This is a genomic window from Kribbella speibonae (genome assembly GCF_004331375.1).
Taxonomy (GTDB): Bacteria; Actinomycetota; Actinomycetes; order Propionibacteriales; family Kribbellaceae; genus Kribbella; species Kribbella sindirgiensis.
Window position 1 is genome coordinate 377,783 of the sequence record NZ_SJKC01000008.1, and the last position, 22,132, is coordinate 399,914.

General features: G+C 67.3%; 18 protein-coding genes. 6 read left to right on the top strand and 12 right to left on the bottom strand.

Annotated features, from left to right (window positions below; translation table 11 throughout):
• Positions 1-26: 26 nt before the first annotated feature.
• Both E0H92_RS40665 and E0H92_RS40670 read right to left on the bottom strand, forming a co-directional pair.
• Positions 27-938, bottom strand: coding sequence for a carbohydrate ABC transporter permease (locus E0H92_RS40665; protein ID WP_238152819.1), 912 nt, complete (start codon positions 936-938; stop codon positions 27-29).
• Positions 935-1,846 carry an ABC transporter permease gene (locus tag E0H92_RS40670; protein ID WP_238152818.1) on the bottom strand — a complete coding sequence of 304 codons (912 nt, stop codon included), beginning with the start codon at positions 1,844-1,846 and terminating at the stop codon, positions 935-937. The genes E0H92_RS40665 and E0H92_RS40670 overlap by 4 nt, the downstream gene beginning before the upstream one ends.
• Positions 1,847-1,975: 129 nt before the next feature.
• On the opposite strand from E0H92_RS40670, the gene E0H92_RS40675 reads away from it, so the two are divergent.
• Positions 1,976-2,986 carry a LacI family DNA-binding transcriptional regulator gene (locus E0H92_RS40675; RefSeq protein WP_131500049.1) on the top strand — a complete coding sequence of 337 codons (1,011 nt, stop codon included), beginning with the start codon at positions 1,976-1,978 and terminating at the stop codon, positions 2,984-2,986.
• Here the strand turns inward: E0H92_RS40675 and E0H92_RS40680 are convergent.
• The 3 genes from E0H92_RS40680 to E0H92_RS40690 all read right to left on the bottom strand — a co-directional run bounded on the left by E0H92_RS40680 (position 2,983) and on the right by E0H92_RS40690 (position 4,513).
• The gene (locus E0H92_RS40680) at positions 2,983-3,324 is read right to left on the bottom strand and encodes an ArsR/SmtB family transcription factor (protein ID WP_131500050.1); all 342 of its coding nucleotides are present in this window, start codon (positions 3,322-3,324) and stop codon (positions 2,983-2,985) included. The two genes, E0H92_RS40675 and E0H92_RS40680, sit on opposite strands and share 4 nt — an antisense overlap.
• Positions 3,321-3,761 (bottom strand): SRPBCC domain-containing protein, encoded by a 441-nt coding sequence (locus E0H92_RS40685; protein ID WP_131500051.1) that lies wholly within the window; start codon positions 3,759-3,761, stop codon positions 3,321-3,323. The genes E0H92_RS40680 and E0H92_RS40685 overlap by 4 nt, the downstream gene beginning before the upstream one ends.
• A gap of 89 nt (positions 3,762-3,850) precedes the next feature.
• Positions 3,851-4,513 (bottom strand): CE1 family esterase, encoded by a 663-nt coding sequence (locus tag E0H92_RS40690; RefSeq protein ID WP_131500052.1) that lies wholly within the window; start codon positions 4,511-4,513, stop codon positions 3,851-3,853.
• A gap of 196 nt (positions 4,514-4,709) precedes the next feature.
• Here E0H92_RS40690 and E0H92_RS40695 point away from each other — a divergent pair, with 196 nt between their 5' ends.
• A complete protein-coding gene (locus E0H92_RS40695; protein ID WP_131500053.1) occupies positions 4,710-6,461 on the top strand; it encodes a glycosyl hydrolase family 28 protein in 1,752 nt (583 codons plus the stop codon).
• A 38-nt stretch (positions 6,462-6,499) separates the two neighbouring features.
• Positions 6,500-7,708: an alginate lyase family protein gene (locus E0H92_RS40700; RefSeq protein ID WP_131500054.1), complete on the top strand. Its 1,209-nt coding sequence runs from the start codon at positions 6,500-6,502 to the stop codon at positions 7,706-7,708.
• On the opposite strand, the gene E0H92_RS40705 is transcribed toward E0H92_RS40700, so the two are convergent.
• Positions 7,696-11,043: an alginate lyase family protein gene (locus E0H92_RS40705; RefSeq protein ID WP_165550253.1), complete on the bottom strand. Its 3,348-nt coding sequence runs from the start codon at positions 11,041-11,043 to the stop codon at positions 7,696-7,698. The two genes, E0H92_RS40700 and E0H92_RS40705, sit on opposite strands and share 13 nt — an antisense overlap.
• Positions 11,044-11,235: 192 nt before the next feature.
• Here E0H92_RS40705 and E0H92_RS40710 point away from each other — a divergent pair, with 192 nt between their 5' ends.
• The gene (locus E0H92_RS40710) at positions 11,236-13,242 is read left to right on the top strand and encodes an HNH endonuclease signature motif containing protein (RefSeq protein WP_131500055.1); all 2,007 of its coding nucleotides are present in this window, start codon (positions 11,236-11,238) and stop codon (positions 13,240-13,242) included.
• Positions 13,243-13,981: 739 nt separating this feature from the next.
• Here the strand turns inward: E0H92_RS40710 and E0H92_RS40715 are convergent.
• Positions 13,982-14,767, bottom strand: coding sequence for an alpha/beta fold hydrolase (locus E0H92_RS40715; RefSeq protein WP_131500056.1), 786 nt, complete (start codon positions 14,765-14,767; stop codon positions 13,982-13,984).
• An 84-nt stretch (positions 14,768-14,851) separates the two neighbouring features.
• Between E0H92_RS40715 and E0H92_RS40720 the strand changes: the two genes are divergently transcribed.
• Both E0H92_RS40720 and E0H92_RS40725 read left to right on the top strand, forming a co-directional pair.
• Positions 14,852-15,910, top strand: a complete 1,059-nt coding sequence (locus tag E0H92_RS40720; protein ID WP_165550254.1) for a LacI family DNA-binding transcriptional regulator — start codon at positions 14,852-14,854, stop codon at positions 15,908-15,910.
• Positions 15,910-16,974 carry a LacI family DNA-binding transcriptional regulator gene (locus E0H92_RS40725; RefSeq protein ID WP_131463077.1) on the top strand — a complete coding sequence of 355 codons (1,065 nt, stop codon included), beginning with the start codon at positions 15,910-15,912 and terminating at the stop codon, positions 16,972-16,974. Before E0H92_RS40720 ends, E0H92_RS40725 begins: the two co-directional genes overlap by 1 nt.
• Here the strand turns inward: E0H92_RS40725 and E0H92_RS40730 are convergent.
• From E0H92_RS40730 to E0H92_RS40750, 5 genes are all read right to left on the bottom strand, one after another.
• Positions 16,958-17,461 carry a LacI family DNA-binding transcriptional regulator gene (locus E0H92_RS40730; protein WP_165550255.1) on the bottom strand — a complete coding sequence of 168 codons (504 nt, stop codon included), beginning with the start codon at positions 17,459-17,461 and terminating at the stop codon, positions 16,958-16,960. The two genes, E0H92_RS40725 and E0H92_RS40730, sit on opposite strands and share 17 nt — an antisense overlap.
• A gap of 47 nt (positions 17,462-17,508) precedes the next feature.
• Entirely contained in the window at positions 17,509-19,068 is a 1,560-nt protein-coding gene (locus tag E0H92_RS40735) for an ABC transporter substrate-binding protein (RefSeq protein WP_131463075.1), read from the bottom strand.
• Positions 19,069-19,118: 50 nt separating this feature from the next.
• The gene (locus E0H92_RS40740) at positions 19,119-20,033 is read right to left on the bottom strand and encodes a carbohydrate ABC transporter permease (RefSeq protein WP_131463074.1); all 915 of its coding nucleotides are present in this window, start codon (positions 20,031-20,033) and stop codon (positions 19,119-19,121) included.
• Positions 20,030-20,950 (bottom strand): ABC transporter permease, encoded by a 921-nt coding sequence (locus E0H92_RS40745; RefSeq protein WP_131296831.1) that lies wholly within the window; start codon positions 20,948-20,950, stop codon positions 20,030-20,032. Before E0H92_RS40745 ends, E0H92_RS40740 begins: the two co-directional genes overlap by 4 nt.
• 142 nt (positions 20,951-21,092) lie before the next feature.
• Positions 21,093-22,094 carry a hydroxyacid dehydrogenase gene (locus tag E0H92_RS40750; protein ID WP_202874082.1) on the bottom strand — a complete coding sequence of 334 codons (1,002 nt, stop codon included), beginning with the start codon at positions 22,092-22,094 and terminating at the stop codon, positions 21,093-21,095.
• Positions 22,095-22,132: the final 38 nt, after the last annotated feature.

The following is a 22,132-nucleotide window of genomic DNA, read 5'->3' on the forward strand; positions in this document are numbered from 1 at the left end:
GCAGGTCTTGGGGCAGGTCTTGGGAGTCAGCCCTTGACGGCGCCGGTGAGCACGCCCTTGGCGAAGTGGCGCTGGATGAACGGGTAGACGCAGAGGACCGGAACGATCGAGATCATCAGGATCGCCATCTGGATGGACGTCTGCGGCGGTACCGCCTCGCCGGCCATCCCGAGGTCCTGGCCGCCGAGCTCGACGCCGTTCACGACGTACGTCCGCAGCACCAGCTGCAACGGCCACTTGCTGCTGTCGTTGAGATACAGGAGCGCGTTGAAGAAGCTGTTCCAGTAGCCGACGCCGTAGAACAGCCCGATGACGGCGATCACGGCCTTGGACAGCGGCAGCCCGATGTGCCGGAACAGTTTCCATTCCGACGCGCCGTCGATCCGGGCGGCGTCGATGATCTCGGCGGGCAGGCCGGCGAAGTAGGCGCGGACGACGATGACGTTGAACGCGCTGACACTGACCGGCACGATCACCGCCCACAGGCTGTCCAGCAGCCCGAACTGCTGAACGACGAGGTACGACGGAATCAGCCCCGGGTTGAACAGCAGGCTGATCAGCACGAGCAGCAGCAGCGGACGGTTGCCGATGGTGCCGCGGCGGCTCAACGCCCAGCCGAGTGTGCAGGTGAGGACCAGCGCGATCGCCGTACCGACGGCGGTGACGAAGCCGCTGATCAGCAGGGCCTGCGTGACGGTCCCACCGGACAGGATCGAGCGGTACGCCGTGAAGTCGATCCCATGCGTCGGGAACAGGACGAACCCGCCCGCTTTGGTGACCTCTTCGGCCGGGGCGAGGCTGGTGGAGATCACGCCGATGAACGGGAACACGACGGCCCCGCAGATGATCGTCAGGAAGATCGCCTTGACGACGCGCTCGGTCAGACCCGGCATCGGCATCCCGCCGACCATCGTGCGGTGCGGTTTCGAGGCGGTCATCCGCGGTACACCCCTTCCTCGCCGAAGCGGTGCGCGAGTTTGTTCGCGGACAGCACGAGGGCGAGTGCGACGGCGCTCTTCACCAGGCCGACCGCTGCCGCCACCCCCCAGTCGCCGCCGAGGATGCCGTTGTTGTAGACGTAGGTGTCGAGCACCTCACTGGCGTCGACGCCGACCGCCTGTTGCTGCAGGATGATCTGCTCGAAACCGACCGTCAGCGAGTCGCCGAGCTTGAGGATCAGCAGCAGGATGATGATCGGCTTCATGCCGGGCAGCGTCACGTGCCAGGTCTGCCGCCAGCGGCCCGCGCCGTCCACCGCCGACGCCTCGTAGAGCGAGCGGTCGATCTGCGACAGCACGGCCAGGAACAGGATCGTCGCCCAGCCCGTGTCCTTCCACAGGACCTGCGAGGTGAGCAGCGCGCGGAAGGCCTCGACGTTGCCGATGATGTGCAGCGGGTCGTAGCCGTGGCCGCGGAGCCAGTTGTTGATCATCCCGGTCCCGCCCAGCACCTGCTGGAAGACCGCGACCACGATCACCCAGGACATGAAGTGCGGCAGGTAGATGATCGTCTGCACGATCTGCCGGAGCTTGTTCGACAGCAGGCTGTGCAGGACGAGCGCCACCACGATCGGCGCCGGAAACACGATCACGGCCTGGATCAGGGTCAGAATCAGGGTATTCCGGACCGCGTTGAGAAATTCCGGATCACCACTGAAAATAACGGAGAAATTGTCGAATCCGGACCAGAGACTCTTCCCGATTCCCAAATACGGCTGGTAATCCTGGAACGCGATGATGTTGCCCCAGAGCGGGTAGTACTGGAACGCCAGCAGGACGAGCAGCCCCGGTACCGCCAGTAAAAGCACAGGGTAATCGCGTCTGAGTCGCGCGCCGAGCGACCGCACAGGCACCTCCCTTGATCCGCCGAATAAAAAGTGATCGATCCACTTCTGAGCCGGTAGCTAACCGCAGCATTCGGAGGGTGTCAAGACCTCGGTGATAGGCTGCGGAGCCTCGGAGCGAGGAGGGGGAATGTGACGGACGCAAGCCCTAAGCGGCCGGCGACCATTCACGAGGTGGCGAGTCTGGCCGGCGTGTCGCACACGACGGTGTCGCGCTACCTGCAGGACAAGGACAGCCTGAAACCGAAGACCAGGGTCAAGGTCGAGTTCGCGGTCAAGACCCTCGACTACCGGCCGAACCTGGTCGCCCGGTCGATGCGGACCCGGCACACGAACCGGCTCGCGATCGTGCTCGCCTCCGGCGCGCACTTCCCCGGCCGGCTGCTCGCCGCCGCCTCTCGGACCGCCCACGAGGCGGGGTACCAGGTCGAGATCGTCAGCGTCGAGGGCGGGCCCGCGGCCCGGTCGGCCCGCGTCGACGAGCTGGCCAGATCCGGTCAGGTCGAAGGCATCCTGGCGCTCTCACCGATCAGCCTGAAGGGCCGCAAGACGAACCGCGTACCGATCGTCGAAAGCGGTACGTATGACGACAAGCTGCACGGCCTGGCCGAACTGGCCGACGCCACCGAGGTCCGCGAGATCATCGAGTACCTCGCGTCGCTCGGGCACCGGACCTTCCTGCACGTCTCCGGTGACACCGCGAACTTCGCCTCCGCCCGCAACCGGCGGGACGTGTACCTCGAGACCATCGAACGCCTCGGCCTGGAATCGGCCGGCGTCGTCGACGGCGACTGGAAGGCGCAGTGCGGGTACGACGCGATTCTCGCGCTGCCGCCCGATACCACCGTCACGGCCGTCGTCGCGGCGAACGACGTGGTCGCGATGGGCGTGGTCCGCGGGGCCCTCGCCCGCGGGTGGACCGTGCCCGGCGATCTCAGTGTGTTCGGGTGGGACGACGAGGAGATGGGCCGGTTCTCGACGCCTTCGCTGTCCACCGTCGCGGTGGATCGCGAGGCCCAGGGCCGCGTCGCGATCCACCAACTCCTCGCGGAGATCCGCGGCGAACCGGCCCCGCCCCCGCCCACCGAAACCATCAACCACCTGGTCTTCCGCGAATCAACCGCCCCACCGCGGCAGGGCTAGGGACGCTCCTCCGCGGCTTCGGCGGCCTGCTTGATGGCCGCCAGTCTGCGGTCCCAGTCGGCCGCGAGCGCGGACATCCATTGCGCCGTCGCATTGAGCGCCGCGGGCCGGACCGAGTACCGCACCTCGCGTCCGATCCGGCTGCCGGAGACCAGCCCGACGGCGTCCAGTACTGCGAGATGCTTGACCACCGCCTGCCGCGAGACGGGCAGTCGCTCGGCGAGGGTCGTCGCGGTTGCCTCGCCTTGTACGGCGAGCAGATCCAGCAGCCGGCGGCGGGTCGGATCGGCCAAAGCTGCCAGCACACCGTCGACAGCTTCGGTGTCGCTGCTGGTCACACGGACGGCTCTTCCGCGCGCTTCTTCAGAGCATCCAGCTCCATCGGCCAGCCGCTCGAGTTGTCCTTCCACGCCTGATCGCCCAGGTCCGCCGACAAGGCTGCAAAGCCGCTCTCCACGACCTTGAGTCGCGTCTGGTCACCTTCGGAGCTGAGCGTGAACTCCACCAACGTGCTGTTGTCGTCCCGCAACTCCTGCCCCGGAAAGGCACTCGCCCACCGGTACGCCAGGTACGTCGGCGGATCGACCTTCTCGACCCGCACCGGGAAGTCGCCGTACTCGGGATTGTTCGCCACCAGCGTCTCCCCTTCCCGCGCGACGGTCCCCGGCAGCGTCGCCTTGTCCGCCACCCAGAACCCGGGCTCGGCGACCAACTCCCACACCCGCCCCAACGGCGCCGCAATCAGCACATCCCGCTCGATCCGATCGCTACTCATTCCACGAACTCCCAACTCTCTCGATCCTCAACCTGCAACCCCAGGATTGCACGTCACCTCTCGACGCGCAACCCTCAGGTTGCACCAGGCTAGAGACCCCAGAAGCGGGTGATGCGGTCGGCCGCGCACAGGTTGACGTCGAGGATGTACGGGGCGGGGACGCCGCACTGGTCCGGGTCGATCGGCTGGCCGTGCCCCATCCCGGGGATCGACCAGGTCTCGACGACAGTCGTCCCGGTCGCATCGGCGTACGTCTTGTGCGTCGCGCCGTTGACGGTCTCGGTGGCGTCCGCGACCTGGTCCGCCGAGTTCACATCGGTCCACTGCTCCATCGACTCGTTAAGGTTGCGGTAGGCAACGGTGTCGGTGCGATCCACCATCTGCTTGATCGACAGCGCCTCACCCCCACCGCGCGCGGTGTCCCCCGCCTCGAACCAGTTGAAGCACGCACTCGCGTTGTTGGCCGACAGCTGCTGCGGCAACACCAGCGCGAACCCGGCCCGCTGCGCCATCGCGACCCACCCAGGCTCATCGTCGTACGCCGCAGCCGACTGAGTGCAACCGTGCAACGCCACCACCACCGGCCGCCCGGCGCCCAGCCCGGGCGGCACGTAACGGAACATCCGCAGATTCCCCGGATTCGAGCCGAACCCGGTCACCTCCTCCAAACCCGCAGCCTCAGCCCGCGGCACCGGACTGCTCAACACGGCCGCCAGCAATGCGATCACCGAAACAACAGGACGGAAAGTCATTCCACACCTCCAGGACGGGTCCTCGACCGTCCCATCAACCGACCACCGCGGCCATGTCCTCCCGCCCCACAATCCCAGCCGGCGCAGTGGTCTCAGAGAGAGCGAAAATTTCGTGGCCGGGGGTTGGTCTTGCCCGTGTTCTTGCTGTCTGTGCAAGGTTTCAGGACCCTTCCGCCGGAGTTCGAGGAGCCCGCCCATGACCGCAGACCTCACCCGCCGACGCCTGCTCCAGACCGCCGGCGCGACCGTTGCCGCCGGCTACCTCACCGCCGGGGTCGCGACCGCCGCGCCCGCGTCCGCTCCACCACTGGTCACCTACCCCGTTCCTGCCGGGATCGCGCAGGCGTCGACCTTCGAGGTCAAGGTCCGTACGAAGGCCGGTCCCTGGACCACGGTGCCGACGTACTCGGTCAACCTCAAGCAGATCAACGCGACGACCGGCGCCGGTCAGGTGCTGAAGTCGTCGATGGCGTACTTCGACTTCGCGCGTTCGGTCGAGGTCCGGATCAAGTACACGAAGGGCACCATCGACACCGCCCGGATCCGGCCGCTGTCGCTCGGGATCGAGCCGGTCGTCGACGAGGACACGCTGCGCTTCACGCTCACCGAACCGCGCAAGATCATGATCGAGGTGAACGGCGAGATCTTCGACTGCCTGCACCTGCTCGCCCGCCCGATCGAGACCGACGCCCCCTCCCCCGACGACCCGGACGTCATCTACTACGGCCCCGGCGTGCACACGACGGCAACCGGGCAACTGGAGGTGCCGAGCGGGAAGACGGTCTACCTGGCGGGTGGCGCCGTACTGAAGGCCTCGGTGATCTTCAAGAACGTCACGAACGCCGCACTGACCGGACGCGGACTGATCTACGGCACGAACGGCGGCGGCTGCACCATCGTCGGCTCGACGAACGTCCGCGTCGACGGCATCTCGATGCTCGATCTGACCACCGGCTACGCGATCACCGCCGGGATGTCCGAACAGGTCAGCATCACCGACTTCGGGTACTTCAGCGCCGGCCAATGGGGCGACGGGATCGACATCTTCTCCAGCACCGACGTACTGATCGACAACTCGTTCCTGCGCTGTTCCGACGACTGCATCGCGCTGTACACGCACCGTTGGGACTACTACGGCGACACCCGGAACGTCACGGTCTCCAACTCGAGCCTCTGGGCGGACGTCGCGCACCCGATCAACATCGGCACCCACGGCAACACGGCCGATCCCGAGGTCCTGGAGAACCTCACGATCAGCAACGTCGACATCCTCGACCACCGCGAACCGCAGAAGTGGTACCAGGGAGCCATCGCGATCAATCCCGGCGACAGCAACCTCGTCCGGAACGTGCGGATCGAGAACGTGCGGGTCGAGGACTTCCGCTGGGGCCAGTTCATCCATCTGCGGGTGGCCTACAACAAGTCGTACAACACGTCGGCGGGCCGCGGCATCGAGGGCGTCTACGTCAAGAACCTCACGTACACAGGAAAGAACGCGGAGTCCGCGATGATGCTCGGGTACGACGAGACGCGCGGCATCAAGGACGTGACGTTCCAGAACCTCGTGGTGAACGGCACCGTGATGGCCTCGACGATGCGCAAGCCAGGGTGGTTCACGGTCGCCGACATGGCCGACATGCACGTCAACGAACACGTGACCAACCTGCGCTGGCTGGACGCGGCCACGGCCCCGACGGCAACGGCTCCGACGATCACGACCGCCGACACCGGCGTCCTCACCGCGGGCGTTCCGGTTGTCCTCACGATCAGCGCGACCGGCTTCCCCGCCGACTTCGACGCGCAGAACCTGCCCGCCGGCCTCACCGTCGACAAGACCACCGGCGTCATCACCGGCGCCCCGACCGAACCCGGTACGTACAACACGAACCTGAGCGCCGCCAACGTCGCCGGGACCACCACCAAGAGCCTCATCCTGACCGTGCGCTGACCGCTTGCGCATACACCACCGCCCCGAAGGAGAAGGACATGCACGAGAGGAAGATCGATCGACGTACCATGCTGAAAGCCGCCGGAGGTGTAGCTGCCGCAGGAGCCGGCGTCACCGCACTCGGCCGGCGCGCGGACGCCGCGCCGGCCACCTTCACGCACCCCGGAGCGCTGCACAACTGGGGTGATCTCAACCGGGCGAAGGTCCGGGTCGCCGCCGGCGACGACCCGTGGCTGTCCGGCTGGAACCGGCTGACCGCCAACTCACACGCGCAGTCCACCTGGACACCGAGGCCGCAGGCAACGATCATCCGCGGCGGCACCGGCGAGAACTACGGCATCCTCTACAACGACATCCACGCCGCCTACCAGAACGCCCTGCGCTGGTGGGTGCAGGGATCGACGGCACACGGCGACTGCGCGCGCGACATCCTCAACGCCTGGTCCGCCACTCTGACCTCGGTCACCGGCAACGCGGACCGGTTCCTGGCGGCCGGCATCTACGGCTACCAGTTCGCGAACGTCGCGGAGCTGATGCGCGGCTACACCGGCTTCGATCTCGCCCGGTTCAAAACGATGATGCTGAACGTCTTCTACCCGATGAACAACTCGTTCCTGGTCAACCACAACGACGCCTGCATCACGAACTACTGGGCCAACTGGGATCTGTGCAGTATGAACTCGATCCTTGCCATCGGCATCCTCTGCGACGACGCGGCGAAGTACGACCAGGCGGTGAACTACTTCAAGAACGGCGCCGGCAACGGGTCGATCAAGCACGCCGTACCGTTCGTGTACGACGACCAGGGCCTCGCGCAGTGGCAGGAGTCGGGACGCGATCAGGGCCACACCATGATGGGAATGGGCCAGATGGGGGCGTTCTGTGAGATGGCCTGGAACCAGGGCGAGGACCTGTACGGGTACGACAACAACCGCTTTATGAAGGCAGCGCAGTACGTCGCGAAGTACAACCTCGGCGAGGACGTACCGTTCACGAAGTACACCTGGGGTACCGGCCAGAACTGTGCCTATCAGGAGCACACGGTGATCTCCAGCGCGAGCCGCGGCCAGATCCGGCCGGTGTGGGAGATCCTGCACTTCCACTACACCAGGCGGAAGAACCTCTCGGTGCCGTGCATCTCCGCGATGGCCGCGCAGGTCCGCCCCGAGGGCGGGGGCGGCGACTACGGCTCGACAAGCGGCGGCTTCGACCAGACCGGCTTCGGCACCCTGGTCTACGCGAAGTAGTCCAGGTCTACCTGATCGAAGACGGCGGTGCCGGAGACCACGGCCAGCCCCAGGTGGAACGGCGCGGAACCGAACGTGTCGATCTGGCCAGGCGTCCCGATCACGCTCCAGCTCTCGCCGTCGGTGGAAACCTCCGCCGAGAAGGTGTTCCCGGTACGCCGGATGCGCAACCAGTCCGGCGTACCGGTGCCGTTCGTGGTCACGAGGCCGGTCGCCACCCGCAGCCGCTGAACGAACTGCGGCGTACTGCCGTCGAGGACCACGCCGGCCAGCTGATCGAACGGCGACAGCGACTTGGTCATCAGCAACCCCACCCGACCGGTACCTTCACGCCGTACGACGCGCGCGGTCAACGTCGCGTCACCGCTCACCGGCACAGAGGCGAACTGGACCGTCATGCCCTGCCCGATCACGTTCAGGTCTGAGCCAGTCCCCCGCACGGTGAACTGACCGTCGTAGCTGGTGATCCCAGGTGTCCGGATCGCGACGGCGCTGAAGCTCCCCAGTTGCCGCTCGTCGAGCACGTAGTCCCCGATATCGGCGTACTGCCACGGCGCCGGCGGCGGTGCTCCAACAGTGAGCGTGACCTCCGCGGATCCGGTACCGGCGGCGTTGCGCGCGGAGACAACCAACTTCGCCGTGCCCTCCCGCAGCGGTCGGCCGCTGATGACACCGGTCTTCCGGTCCAAGGACAGGCCGTCCGGGAGCCCGGTCACCGCGAAACTGATCGGATCGTTGCTGGCGGCAATTCGGAAGCGGAAGTCGACTCCCCTGTTGGCGAAGGCAGTCGGTGCGCTGGTGATCGACGGCAGGACCGGGGTCGGCATCGTGACCGTCAGCTTCGGCGAGTCCGGTCCGCTTCCGGCCGCGTTCGTCTTCGCGACCACGTAGTCGTAGCTCTGGCCCGGCACCGCCGTGACGTCCCGATAGCGGGTCTCAACACCGAACCCGATCGGCCCCACACCCGAAGCGATCGCCCGGTACGGTCCACCGGCGTGCCGGCGTTTGACGGTGTACGTCGCCGACACGTCCAGGTCGGACCACGCCAACTCGATCGCACTCCCCGCGACACCGGCCCGAAGGTCTCCGAGCACCGCACCGGGCGCATCGGTCGTCCATCGCTGGACGCTCACATTGTCGAAGGCGGCCGTGGTCGACTCCGCGTACGGCTGGTCGACCCCGAGCGCTCCACAGGTCACGAGCCCCGCGTACACATCCCGACCGAGGTGAACCCGGGACGAGCCGACCTCGGTCCACGCAACACCGTCGGGCGAGATGGACCCGGTCAGTACGTCGCCTCTGCGGACCAGCCGGACCCAGTACGGTCGCCGCAGCCGGTACCCGTCGCTCGCGGCCTCGACGTACGGCGCCGGCAGCGGTGTCGCGGACTGCGGAAGCGTTCCGAGATCAGAGATCGGGAAGCCCGCGTTGACAGTGATCGTCTGCTGCTGGGTCGGTGGTACGCCCGTGCTGCCCGTCGCGCTCGTGGAGCCGCCGCCGACAGACCGAACCGTCCACACGCCGCTCCAGGTGTGCAACGGCAGTCCTTTGATCAGCATCGAGGCATGCGCCGAGGACGCCGACAGACTCTGCCGCATCATCACGCCGACGGTCGCGTACTGCGAACTCACCGGGTGGACCACCCGCGCCGTCAGCACCCCGTCACCACGCAGCGGCACCGACACGAACCTGAAGCTGTCCTGCACACCGCCGATGTCCACACCCCCGGCCTCGACCGTGAACGTCTCCCCGTCGAACCCCGTACTGCCCGCAACCGCGACCCGGCCGACGTCCTGACTCGCCCACGGCCCCGGGTGCGCCACTGTCACCGGCAGCGACTCACCACTCATGCCCGCTGGGTTCACGGCCCGCACCTTGTACGAGTAGAGCCGCCCGCGTGCGGTGCCGTCTGTCCAGGTCGTCGATCGGATGCCCTCGGCAACGACCGCGTACTGCCCGCCGCGGCCGGTCGCTCTGCTGATCGTGTAGCTGCTCGCGTCCGCGCCGCTGCGCGGTTCGACCGACGCCGCCCACGACACCATCACCCCGTCGCCCGACGCCCGCGCCATCAAGCCGCTAGGAACGCCCGGTGGTACGTCGGGAGCGCTCGGAGACGCCGCGGTCCGGGCCTGTGTGAAGGTCCCCCACGCGGGGTGGTCGTCGCTGTTCCCCTCGACGAACCGCGCGCCGCCTGCGCCACGGAACACCACGCGCTCGACGTTCGGCGCGGACAACCCGCGCCGACTGACGTAGTGCGCGTACGCGAGCTCGTAGATCGGCTGGAACGCACCACGATTGATCGTCGAGATCGCGGTCTTGATGTATTTCCCGGTGCGATCGAGATCAGGTGTGAACGGCACCGAGTCATCGCCCAGGTTGTAGCGAGCGGTGTACTCGAACCCGTGCAGGATCCTGTCGTCGAGGTGCCCGAACAGGTCGATGCCCTGGTTCCAGGCGACCGCGGCGCAGTTGGCGAGCAGGCCGAGCGCCAGTTGCGCGTACGACTGCGACCGGCCGCTCTCCTGTCCCTGGCCGGTCGCCGCCACGACGATGTGTTCGATCCGGCCGTTGCCCGCGCCGGCCACGGCGTACCGTACTGCGTCCTCGAGCATCACCCGGTCGTCGCAGAACACGGCGATCGCCAGGATCGCCTGCAGAGCGGCGAGATCCCAGTTGCCGTTGGCGAACAGCGCGTAGCCCGACACGGCCGGGTACCAGACCTTGCGGAACGACTCCTCGCACCGCCGCACAGCAGCGGCCGGCCATCCGTCGTACCCGCTGTGCCGGAGGATCTCGGCGGCGTTCGCGAACTTGAAGACCTGCAGGCCGACGCCGAGCTGCCCGTCCGCACCGGTGATCGCAGTCAGGCTGGCCGACCAGGCGTCGAGGATGTCCCGCGCCTTGTCGGCGTACCGCACGTCGCCGGTCGCCGCCCACATCACCGCGTTCTGGTAGGCGGCGCCGGAGTCGTTCACCGCCTCGCTCATGAAGTTCGAAGGACCACGACCCCACGAGGTGATCTGGCCGACATTGCGGATCACATACTCGTACGACGACCTGTTGTTCGCGGCCATCGCCAGGAAACCGTCGTACGCCGGACTCACCCGATCAGCCACGGCTTGCCGCATCCGCTCCAGGTCATCCGCATCGTGCAACAACCCCGGATGCCTCAACGATGCGGGTACCGCGATGCCAGTGGATACTGCGATGCCGGTGGGTGCTGCGATCGACATGGCCGGCGATCCGAGTTCAGCCGCGAGCACCGAAGCGCCGGACGCGATCAGCAACGTCCGGCGGGTCACGGTCGACGACGAGATGACATCGTGTTCCGGCATCTGCGCTCCTCCTCGAAAACCTCTGGTTGAGCGGCCAAGGTAATGAGCAGCAGGCAGAACCGGTCAACGGTTCGCGGCCGTCCTGCCCTGACGGAAATTTTCGCCAGACCCTCAGATCACCCGGCCAGGACAGCAGGGCAGCAGGGCAGCAGCCGATTTGATGTGATCGAACATTTGTTCTAATATGATCCCATGGCATTGAAGGTGGCATCTCAGTTTCCCGGCGACGTTGATCTCGCCGGGTTTGCCGCCACGCCAGGCTGGATCGCTGCTTGCCTGGAGAAGGAGGCAACGTCGTCGCTGGGTACGGCGCAGGCACCTTGGCTGGACGCGATGGATCCTCCCGATGATCTGTACGACCCGGAGGATCCGGACTCTGCGAGTGGTCCGCGGTTCTTGGATGAAGAGGACCTGTACGACGACCTGCCGCCGATGTCACGTGTGGACGGGCTGGAGTGGGAGTTGTGGGCCGGGGTCGAGCAGGACGAGGCCGAGCGGGAGATGCTGCGGCTGAAGGCACCGGCGTGGGTGTTCCTGCCACCCGGCGCCGCACTGGCCGCCGCACTGGAGACCGTGCGCCCGCAGTGCGAGTCGCCCGTCGCGTTGATCGAGCTGATGAAAGCCGCAAGCCGGCTGGTGTCTTGGGGCGAGTCGATCAAGACCGCCGCGATGGCGTCGTTCGTCCGTCAGCGCAAGGCTCAGGCAACCGAGGTTCCCCGGCCGTCCCAGATCGATGCGTCCGGCCGGCCGATCGATCCCGAACGCTCTTGGGCCGCCGAGGTCGGCGCCGCCCTGCACCTGTCCACGAACACCGCAGCCCGCCACATCGACACCGCACTCCACCTGACCGGCCCTCTGGCCGCTACACACACCGCGCTCCGCTGCGGCGCCCTGCCCTGGTCCAAAGCACTCGCGATCTCCGAAGCCACCCGGCACCTGCCCGACGACGCGGCCCAAGCCGTCGAGGCCCATGTGCTGCGCCGCGCCGCAGGACAGACCCACGCCAACCTGCGCAAATCCCTCCGCACCCAGGTCGCCAAACACACCACCCAGGACGCCGCCGACCGCCACCGCGCGGCCGTCGCAGACCGCACCTGCAAAATCGTGCCCCTGCCCGACGGCATGGCCGGCCTATGGGTCGTCCACACCGCCGACAAGATCCAGCAAATGTGGATCGTCATCCAAGCCATGGCCGACCTCGCCAAACGCGGCGCCTCCATGCAACCCACGCCTACCGAGGCCACGCCTGGCGCACCAGCAACCGTGGAGCCCACGACCATGGAACCTGTATCCGTGGAGCCTCCGACCGCGGAACCTGCGACCATGGAGCCGGCGTCCGTGGAGCCTGCATCCGTAGAACCTCCGACCGCGGAACCTGCGACCATGGAGCCGGCGTCCGTGGAGCCTCCGTTCACCGCGCCTTCCCCATCTGAGCCGCTCGCCGCGGACGCAACTGCCCGTGTCGACGGCGCGCAAGCAACCGATGCCGCCGGCAACTGTGCATCCGATCGATCGCCAGAGGAAGCGACTGCGGCGGTCCGTGCTGCGGCAGACGGGGAACGGGCACGAGACCATCGCACCGCCGAACAGCGACGCGCCGACGTCGTGGCCGACGTGTTCGAGCACATGCTGCACAACGGCCTCGACCACCTCGGCCGACGCCTACCCGACCGCCACCGCCGACGACCCCACATCGAAATCCTGATCCCCATCACCACCCTCCTCGGGCTGGACAACCACCCCTGCGAACTCACCGGCTACGGCCCCATCCCCGCAGACATGGCCCGCCGCATCGCCGCCGACGGCACCTGGCGACGTCTGCTCACCGATCCCACCAACGGCACGGTGCTCGAAGCGTCCACCACGCGGCACGACCCGGGTGCGTTGGTCACCGAAACCCTGCTCGCACGCCACCCCGTCTGCGCCTGGCCCGGCTGCAACCGCACCTCCCGCGAATGCGACCGCGACCACACAACCCCCTTCGCACGAACCCGCCGAACCACCCTCACCGAACTCGCGCCCTACTGCGAGTACCACCACGTCATCAAGGACACTCCGGCGTGGGGTTGGACCAGTACCGCCCATCCCGACGGCTCCGTCACCCTCACCGCACCCACCGGCCACCGCTACACAACAGTCCCACCCGCCCGCGGCCCCATCACACAGGAGAAAGTGACCCACGACCCTCCACCGTTCTGATGCGAACAATGGCTTAGACCAGACGCCGCTCCTACCCAACCGTCCCTCTCGAAGCCTGCCGTCACGCCGGACACGTCTTGACACTGCGCCTCGGGCAGCGGGCACACGCCCTCCCGCTGCGGCCCACTGTCCGGTCGTCCTCCGCCGGTCATCCCTTGGTACTCCTGGAAACGCATACGCAGTGTCCGGCCCAATCGCTGTCCGGCGATGTTCGCGGGGTCCTTCGAACGGTGAGCGAAAGCGATCGGCTGCCGGTAGAGCTGAGCGTTCGGATCCTGCACAACTCGATCGCCCTCGATCACCGGCAGCGGATCGAACTCGCGGTAGACCAACCGCTGCGACGGACCCCGCTCGAACCAACCCGGCGTTAACTGACGGTTCACGGGAACCTTCAGCTCCGCGCAGTTCCGCAGGTCGCACGACCACGGCCCGTCCGTCACCGGTGGTCTTGCCACCGCGCTTCGGCTTCGACTCGTCGCTGCCGGGATCGAAACCGAACCGGTCCATCATTTCCTCGTACATCTCCCACCTCGCCGGATCGTCGTCGGCGAGGTGTTGGCGGACCATGTCCTCCCGGCGCCGGCCGTTTCCCCGTCTCCCTTCAAGGTCTCCGACCATTGCTCGAAGGAGATGACGACGCCCTCCGGACGATGCTGGTCGCCGAAGAAGACCGGCTCGGTGGTGCCGGAACGGAAGAGTTCGAGGACCCCGCCGAGGCCCTGACCCACGGTGGGGGCGATCACTCGGTCGCCGTTCGGGAGATCGGCGCCTCGGGCAGTGAGGTCAGCCAACTCTCGATCAGGTTCACGAACTGGGCCGGACGCTCGTGGTGGAGGAAATGGCCGCAGCCGTTCCACAGGACTACGCGTGATCCGTAGGGCAGCGACAGGCCTGTGTCCCAGGCAGCCATCCCTGGGGTGGGGCGGATACAAAGGAGTGGTTGGGTCAAGCCGGCCAATCGCGCGGCAGCGGCGGGCCGCGCGCCGAAGGCGCCTGGGTCCGTGTACATCCCCGCATAGCTTTCGGCGAGCACATGTCCGGGTGTCGCGAGCAACTGGTCGCGGATCGCGCCGGGAGACAACGCGAGTTGGCGGACGGCCGCCTCGGGTCCGTCGAGCCGGAGCGCGGCCAAACGCTCCTCGAACGTCGCCGCTTCGGCCTCGTCCGCGCCGTACGCCGGGTCGATGGCAACGACCGCGCTGACCAGTTCGGGACGTACCAGTGCGAGCTCGGCGACGATCTGTCCGCCCATCGAATGCCCGACCGCCGCGACCGGACCAAGGTTCAGCCGGTCGATGAGCAGCGCGAGATCACCCGCGTAGTCCGCCGGCCGGTACCCGTGCCCGAGGACCGGTGAACGCCCGTGGCCGCGCAGGTCGACCGTGATGACGCGGTGTCGCGCGAAGGTCACGCCGCTCCACGCGCGGCTGTCGCCACCCCAGCCGTGGACGAGCAGCAGCGGATCACCCGTACCGGTGTCGCTCAGCCAGATCGGAACCCCGCGGGCTTCGACATTCGCCGCCATGGATGGCAGCATAGTTAACGTTTTCTACACCGAGTCAGAGCAAGGCCCAGACAGAAAATTTCGACCGGACAGAGGGGTTGGCGCGTGGCGGGAGTGAGCCTCGGGAGCCGTCCGACGGTGAAGGACGTCGCAGCGGCCGCGGGCGTGAGCGCCACGACGGTTTCGCGGGTGCTCGCCGGGAACTATCCGGTCAGCGCCTCGACCCGCAAGCGGGTTCTGCGAGCCGTGCAGGACCTCGACTACGTGATCAACGCGCAGGCCCGGGCGCTGGTCGGCGGCACGACGCGGACCGTCGCGTTCATCGTCCGCGACCTCGTCGGTCCACTGTTCGCCTACATCGGGCAGGGCGTCGAGCAGCAGGCGACCGCCGAGGGCAGGGTGTGCCTGGTCTGCACCCATCACGGTGACGCCGATCGCGAGCTCGAACTGATCGAGCTGATGCGCGAGCAACAGGCCGAGGCGGTGGTGCTGGTCGGCGGCGGCCTGCGGACGCCGGAACACGTCGAGCGGATGGCTCAGATCGCCCGGTCGCTGGAGCGAGTCGGCTCGCGCCTGGTGCTCTGTGGGCGCCCGCCGATCGGCCCGGACGCACCGGCGACCGTCGTCGAGTACGACAACGAGGGCGGCGCGTTCGCGGTGACGAATTATCTGCTCTCGCTCGGCCATCGCCGGATCGCGTTCGTCGGCGCCGCCGAGCCGGAGCACACCACGACCAGCGCCCGCTTCGACGGTTTCACCCGCGCCCACGCGGCACACGGCCTGACCGTCGATCCCGCCCTCGTTGCCGGCGGCACCTTCGATCGCGAGTCGGGCTACCGGCAGACCAAGGCGTTGCTGGCCCGCGACACCGGGATGACCGCCGTCGTCGGCATCACGGATATCGTCGCGAGCGGTGTCCTCGCCGCGCTCCACGAGGCCGGGCTCCGCGTACCCGAGGACATCTCCGTCGCCGGGTACGACGACATTCCGCTCAGCGCCGACCTCAACCCGGCGCTGACCACGGTGCACATCCCGCACGAGGAGCTCGGGCGTTCCGCCGTACGGCTCGCGCTGCATCGGGACGACTACGCGCAGGACCAGCACCTGATGCTCGGTACGCATGTGGTGATCAGGAAGTCGACCGCTCCGCCCAGGGAGAGCTAGTGGCCGGCAGGCGCAAGTCCTCGAGCTCACCCACGTTGGCCGATGTCGCCGCACACGCCGGGGTGTCGCCCGCGACCGTCTCGCGCGTCCTGGCCGGCAACTACCCGGTGTCCCGGTCGGCGAACCAGCGCGTCCAGCGATCGATCCGCGAGCTCAACTACTCGGCGAACACCCACGCCCGCGCCCTGGCCGGAGTGCAGACGAAGACGATCGCGTTCATCCTGGCCGATGTCCGCGGCCAGTCGTTCGCCGACGCCGCCCACGGCGTCGAGCAGGAGGCGTCGCGCCAGGGATGGCTCAGCCTGATCGGCACCACCCAGGGCGACTCGGAGCGCGAGTTGGCGCTGGTGCAGCTGATGCGCGAGCAGCGCGCCGGCGCGGTGATCCTGATCGGTGGTGTCACCAACGAAGCAGCCGACTACCGCGCGAAGATGACCGATCTGGCCCGCTCACTACACTCCGCCGGTTCCCTGCTGGTGTTGTGCGGACGGCCTCCGCTCGGCGACGACGTACCCACCGCCGTCATCGAGTACGACAACGAGCAGGGCGCCTACGCGATGACGAGCCACCTGTTGTCACAGGGTCATCGCCGGACGCTCTTCCTTGCCGGTCCCGAGCGGCAGAGCACCAGCATGCAGCGGTTGGCCGGACATCGGCGAGCCCTGCACGACTTCGGCGTACCGGATGCGCCGGAGCTGGTCGAGCACGGCGTCTTCACCCGAGCCTCCGGCTATCAGCTGACGAAGAACCGGCTGGCCGCCGGACAGGACTTCACCGCCGTGTTCGCGGCCACCGACGTCGTGGCCGCGGGCGTGTACGCCGCTGCGGCCGAGTTCGACCTGAGAGTCCCCGAGGACCTCTCAGTGGTCGGCTACGACGACGTCGAGCTGGCCCAGGACCTCCGCCCCAGACTGACGTCGGTCCACGTCCCGTACGAGGAACTGGGCCGAACGGCGGCCAAGATCGCCCTGGACTCGCAGCACCAGCAACCCGACTGGACCGGAGCCCACCGCCTCTTCACCACCCACGTAGTAGTCCGCAACTCCGTCAGCCGACGCGGCTGACCACGGTCGGCAGGTACGGCGTACCGTCGACAACCGCTGCCAGCGTCTCCGAGGCCGATGAGCCGGAATCGACCGCGACACAGGGGATGTCGTAGGCGGCGAGGTACGCCCGCTGGGTGTCGGTGAACTCGACGTCGAGGCCGATCACGCCGCGCGTACCGCGGGCGAACAACCGCTCCAGCCAGAGCCGGGGCACCGGCTCTCCCCCGTTCACTGTCGTGACGACGAGCGCCAGCCCCGGCTCCCGGGCGGCATCGGCGAGGCCGGCCAGTACGTCGCCGGCCCAGCCGCTGCTCTGACTGGCGACCACCACGTCGACCAGCTCGGACTCCTCGCGACGGTTGCCCGCGGCATCGGAGTCCAGTGGGTACCCGGCGCGACGCAGTACCTCACGGACCCGGGTCCTGGTGGCCGGCGCGACATCAGGGTACGCGCGCAAGACCTTCGAGACGGTCGAGATCGACACGCCGGCCTCGCGCGCGACCACCGCGAGCTTCCTCCGTGGGGCGGACCTGGTGGACACGGTGGACGGCTTCACTGGCCCTTGAGGTACTCGTTGGCCTGCTTCTCCATCTCGGCCTGCAGCTCGGAAAGACCGGCCTTGTCCACCGCCTTCTTGAGGTTGTCGAGCCCCTTGTCGACGTCGACCGCCCCGATCCACAACGGGTTGCCGTACTGCGTCATCGCCGCGTTGACCTGGCTGTCCTGACGCTTCACCGGCGTCACGTCCGGCACGAACGACGCGTACGGGTCCAGAGTGAAGTTGTCGTACTTCTGCGCCCAGTCGAACCACGCCTCCTCGGTCGGCGTGATGCCCTTGATCTTGAGCTCGAGCTTCTGCCGCCAGCACAGCGCGTACCCCGGGAAGCTGTACTTCGACAGCTGCTCGAACTTGTCCGTGCCCACCGGCTTCCAGTCCGTGCCCTCGACGCCGTAGCTGAGCAGGTCGTGGTTCTCCTTGATCGAGACCCAGTCCTCCAGCTGCATCGCCCGCTCGTTGCTGCGGCCCTTGACGTTGAGTACGACGAAGTTGTCGGCCTGGAACGTCTGGTTGGGCTTGGCGTCCTTGCCGCCCCGCAGCGGTACGACGTTGGCGATCTGCGCGGTCGGAACCGCCTTGCGCAACGGCGTGAGCGCCTGCGACGACAACCCGTCCGTCATCGCCCACCGGGTGGCGATCCGGCCCGACTCGAACTGGGAGCCGATCGTGCTCGAGTCCACGTTCAGCGCATCCTTGTTGATGATTCCGTCGAGGTAGTACTTGCGGACCTTGCGGAGCGCGTCGAGGACGCCCGGAGCCTCCCAGAACGGGATCGGCTTCGCGGACCCGGTGCTCTTCCCGTCCTGCGCCAGGTAGAACGGGAGCGAACCGCCGCTGAATGTCTGCACGCTGACGTGCGGGTTCTCCCAGTCGTGCTGGTTCAGCCAGCCGACCGGCGCGAAGGCCACCAGGAGATCCGGCATGTTCGACGAGATGCCGATCGGGGTGAGCTTCTCCTTCTGCTTGACGTCGTACCAGAACTTCTCCAGCTGGTCGAACGTCGAGATCTCCCCGATCCCGAGCTTGTCGGCCAGGTCCTGGCGGACCGTGAAGTGGTGGAACCGTGCGGCGGAGTTCACCTGCGGGATCCCGTACAGCTTGCCGGACCACTTGTTCTGCTCGAGCAGCTGCGGGTCCAGGGTCTTGCTCAGGTTCGGGTACTTGCTGATCAGGCCGTCGACGGGAACGAGCGACTTGCTGGCGACCAGCTGGATCATGTTCAGCCAGCGGGCCTGCAACGCGGTGTCGAAGTTCTCGCCGGCGGTGAACTTGAGCAGCGACTGCTGCTGGTAGTTGGACCAGGCGACGAACTGGGGAGCGATGGTGAAGCCGAGGTCGTTCTTGAGCTTCTCGTTGACCTTGGCAAGGATCGCGTCCCAGCCGGTCGGCGCGTCACCGGGCAGCAGCAGGGTGAGGGTGTCTGCGGCCTTGCCGGAGCTCGATGACGTCGAGTCTCCGCAGCCGCTCAGTCCGAGCATGGCCGCGAGTGACAGGCCGCCGCCGGCGGCCAGGAAGCCGCGCCTGCTGAGGCCGGCGGGAGATGTGGCGGGCACAATGCCTCCAGATGTTCCAGGTGTTTCAGATGGCGTGGTTGGGGAGACCGTCAGCCTTTGGTGGCTCCCAGGGTGATGCCCTTGACGAAGTAGCGCTGCGCGAACGGGTACGCGAGCAGGATCGGGCCGATGGTGACGACCGTGAGGGCGAGCCGGAGCTGGTAGACCGGCGTCGACTGTTCCGCGGCTGTCGGCAGCATCTGCGAGAACGTCACGTTCGAGATCAGGTTCTGCAACAGCAGCGGGAGCGGGTACTTGTGGATGTCCGACATGAACAGCAGCGCGGTGAACCACTCGTTCCAGTAGTGGACCGCGTAGAACAGGCCGACGACGGCCAGGATCGGCTTGGACAGCGGCAGCCCGATCCGGAAGAAGATCTGCATCTCGCCCGCGCCGTCGACCCGGGCCGAGTCGAGGATCTCCTCCGGCAGCTGGCGGAACGCCGAGACCTGGATGAAGACCAGGAAGGGTGCCACCAGCAACGGCAGAATCACCGCGAAGTAGCTGTTCTGCAGCTTGAGGTACTGCGTGACCAGCAGGTACAGCGGGACGAGGCCGCCGGCGAACAGCATCGGGATGTAGGCGAAGATCGCCAGCGGCCGGCTGACGTAGGGCAGTCGCCGCGCGATCACCCAGCTCAGGCCGGACGTGATGCTGAGCGCGAGTACCGTACCGACAACGGTGATGAAGATGCTGGCGACGTACGCGCTGACCAGCGTCGGCCCGGTGAAGATCAGCTTGTACGCCGCTGTTGAGAACGGCTGCGGGATGAGGCTGTAGCCCTTGCCGGCCAGGGTCTGCTCGTCGGTGAACGACCCGGACAGGATCACCCAGAACGGGATCAGGCAGATCAGCATGAACAGCGCGACGCCGATGACGCTGACGACGGTGAACGGCTCCCACTTGCCTGAGCGCCGCTTGGCTGCTGTCCGGCCGGTGGCCTTGGCCAAGGTCATGGTGGTCACAGCAGACTCGTCTCCTTGGAGTACCGGCGCTGGATCAGCACCGCGGTCGACACCAGAACGAAACCGACCACCGACTGGAACAGCCCGATCGCCGCGGTGGTGCCGAAGTCACCGATCTGGCGCAGCGACCGGAACACGTAGGTGTCGATCACGTCGGTGGTCGGGAAGAGCGTGCCGTTGTCGCCGACGATCGCGTAGATCGTGCCGAAGTCTCCGTAGAAGATCCGGCCGACGCCGAGCACCAGCAGTACGGCGGCCGTCGGCTTCAGCAGCGGCAGCGTGATCCGAAGTGCCATCTGGGCCCGGCTCGCACCGTCGATCTGGCCCGCCTCGTACACGTCTTCAGGAATCGAGGTGATCGCGGCCAGGAAGATGACGCTCATGTAGCCGCCCAGCTGCCAGATCTTGACGAAGGTCAGGATCCACGGCCACGGTCCCGGCTCCGTGTACCAACTGACCGTCGGCAACCCGAAGCCGGCCAGCGCGTCGTTGACGACACCGCCGTCTCCGGCCGGGCCGGACAGCAGCACCTGCAGCATGATCGCGATGACGACCGGCGAGACGAAGTACGGGAAGAAGATCGTCGACTGGGCGGCCCGCTTGAAGAAGCGGCCGCGGATCTCGTTCAGCATGATCGCCAGCGTCACGCCGGCGGCCAGCGTCGCGGCCAGGAACAGCACGTTCAGCACGATGGTGTTGAGCAGGATCCGCTGCGCGTCACCGGAGGCGAAGAAGTAGCGGAAGTTGTCCAGGCCGTTCCACGGGCTGCCGAACAGGCCCTTGCTGATGTCGAACTCCTTGAACGCCACCACCAGGCCGGCCATCGGCGCGTAGCTGAACACCAGGAAGAAGGCGACAGCGGGGACCGCCAGCAATCCCAGCCAGAGGCTGGAACGCACGGAGGTTCGAGTACTCATGGGAGCGGCTCCTTCACCAGGATCTAGAAAGCGCTTTCCATCTGCCGTGAAGGTAGCGCTGGCTTTCAGACGTGTCAAGGCGTGGCAATCGTTGCCTTTTTGGATCGGCGCCGTGGATCGGCGCCGTGGATCGGCGCCTGGATCAGGCGGCGCGATCCAGGTCCGCGATGCCGATCCCGAAGCGGAGCGGCTCACCGGCGACGAGGCGCGCCAGTTCGTCCGCGACGCACAGGCCGAGACGCGCGAGTTCGTTGCCGTGCGAGCCGGCGATATGGGGCGTGACGAACGCGTTCGGGAGCTCGAACAGGGGTGATGCGGACGGCAGCGGTTCGGGCTCCGTGACGTCCAGCACCGCCGTGATCCGCCCGGAGATCAGCTCCGCGGTCAACGCATCGGTGTCGATCAGCTGGCCGCGCGCGGTGTTGATCAGCGTCGCGCCGTCGCGGAGGAGGGCGAGCTCCGACCGGCCCAGCAAATGCTGGGTTTCCGTGGTCAACGGGGCGTGCACGCTGACGATGTCGCTCGTCCTCAGCAGCGTCCCCAGATCGACGGTCGGTACGTCGAGATCCCCGGCGTACGGGTCGTACACCTGGACCCGGAACCCGAACGGCCGCAGCAGGTCCAGGACCATCCGGCCGATCCGCGAGGCGCCGATCAGCCCGACGGTGCGACCGTTGTTGCCGATGTCCGGGTGGATGTAGCCGAGCTCGAAGGTCCGCTCGCGGCGATAGCGTTCCCGCAGGTCGAAGGCGCCTTTGCCGGCCATCAGGATCGCCCCGAGGGCGAACTCCGCGACCGGTACGGCGTTCGCCGCTGCCGCCGACGAGACGACGATGCCGCGCTCCCAGACCTCGCGGCTCAGATGGCCCTTCACGCTTCCGGCGGCATGCAGCACCGCGCGCAGCTTCGGGGCCGCCTCCAGGAACAACCGGTCGACGGCCGGGCAGCCCCATCCGCTGATCAGAACCTCCACTTCGGCCAGGCGATCCAGGGCGCGGGGATCGTCGAACCTGTCGACGGGTCCGGCCGGGTCGACGAGGGCGAACTGCTCCAGCCGCCGGCGGACGTCCGCCGGGAACAGTTGCGGCCAGTGCTCGGGGGACATCGCGACGAGCGCCGGCAGTTTCTCGGGTACGGGAGGCATGCCGCCAGGCTGGCATAGAAAACGTTAACTATCAGCGG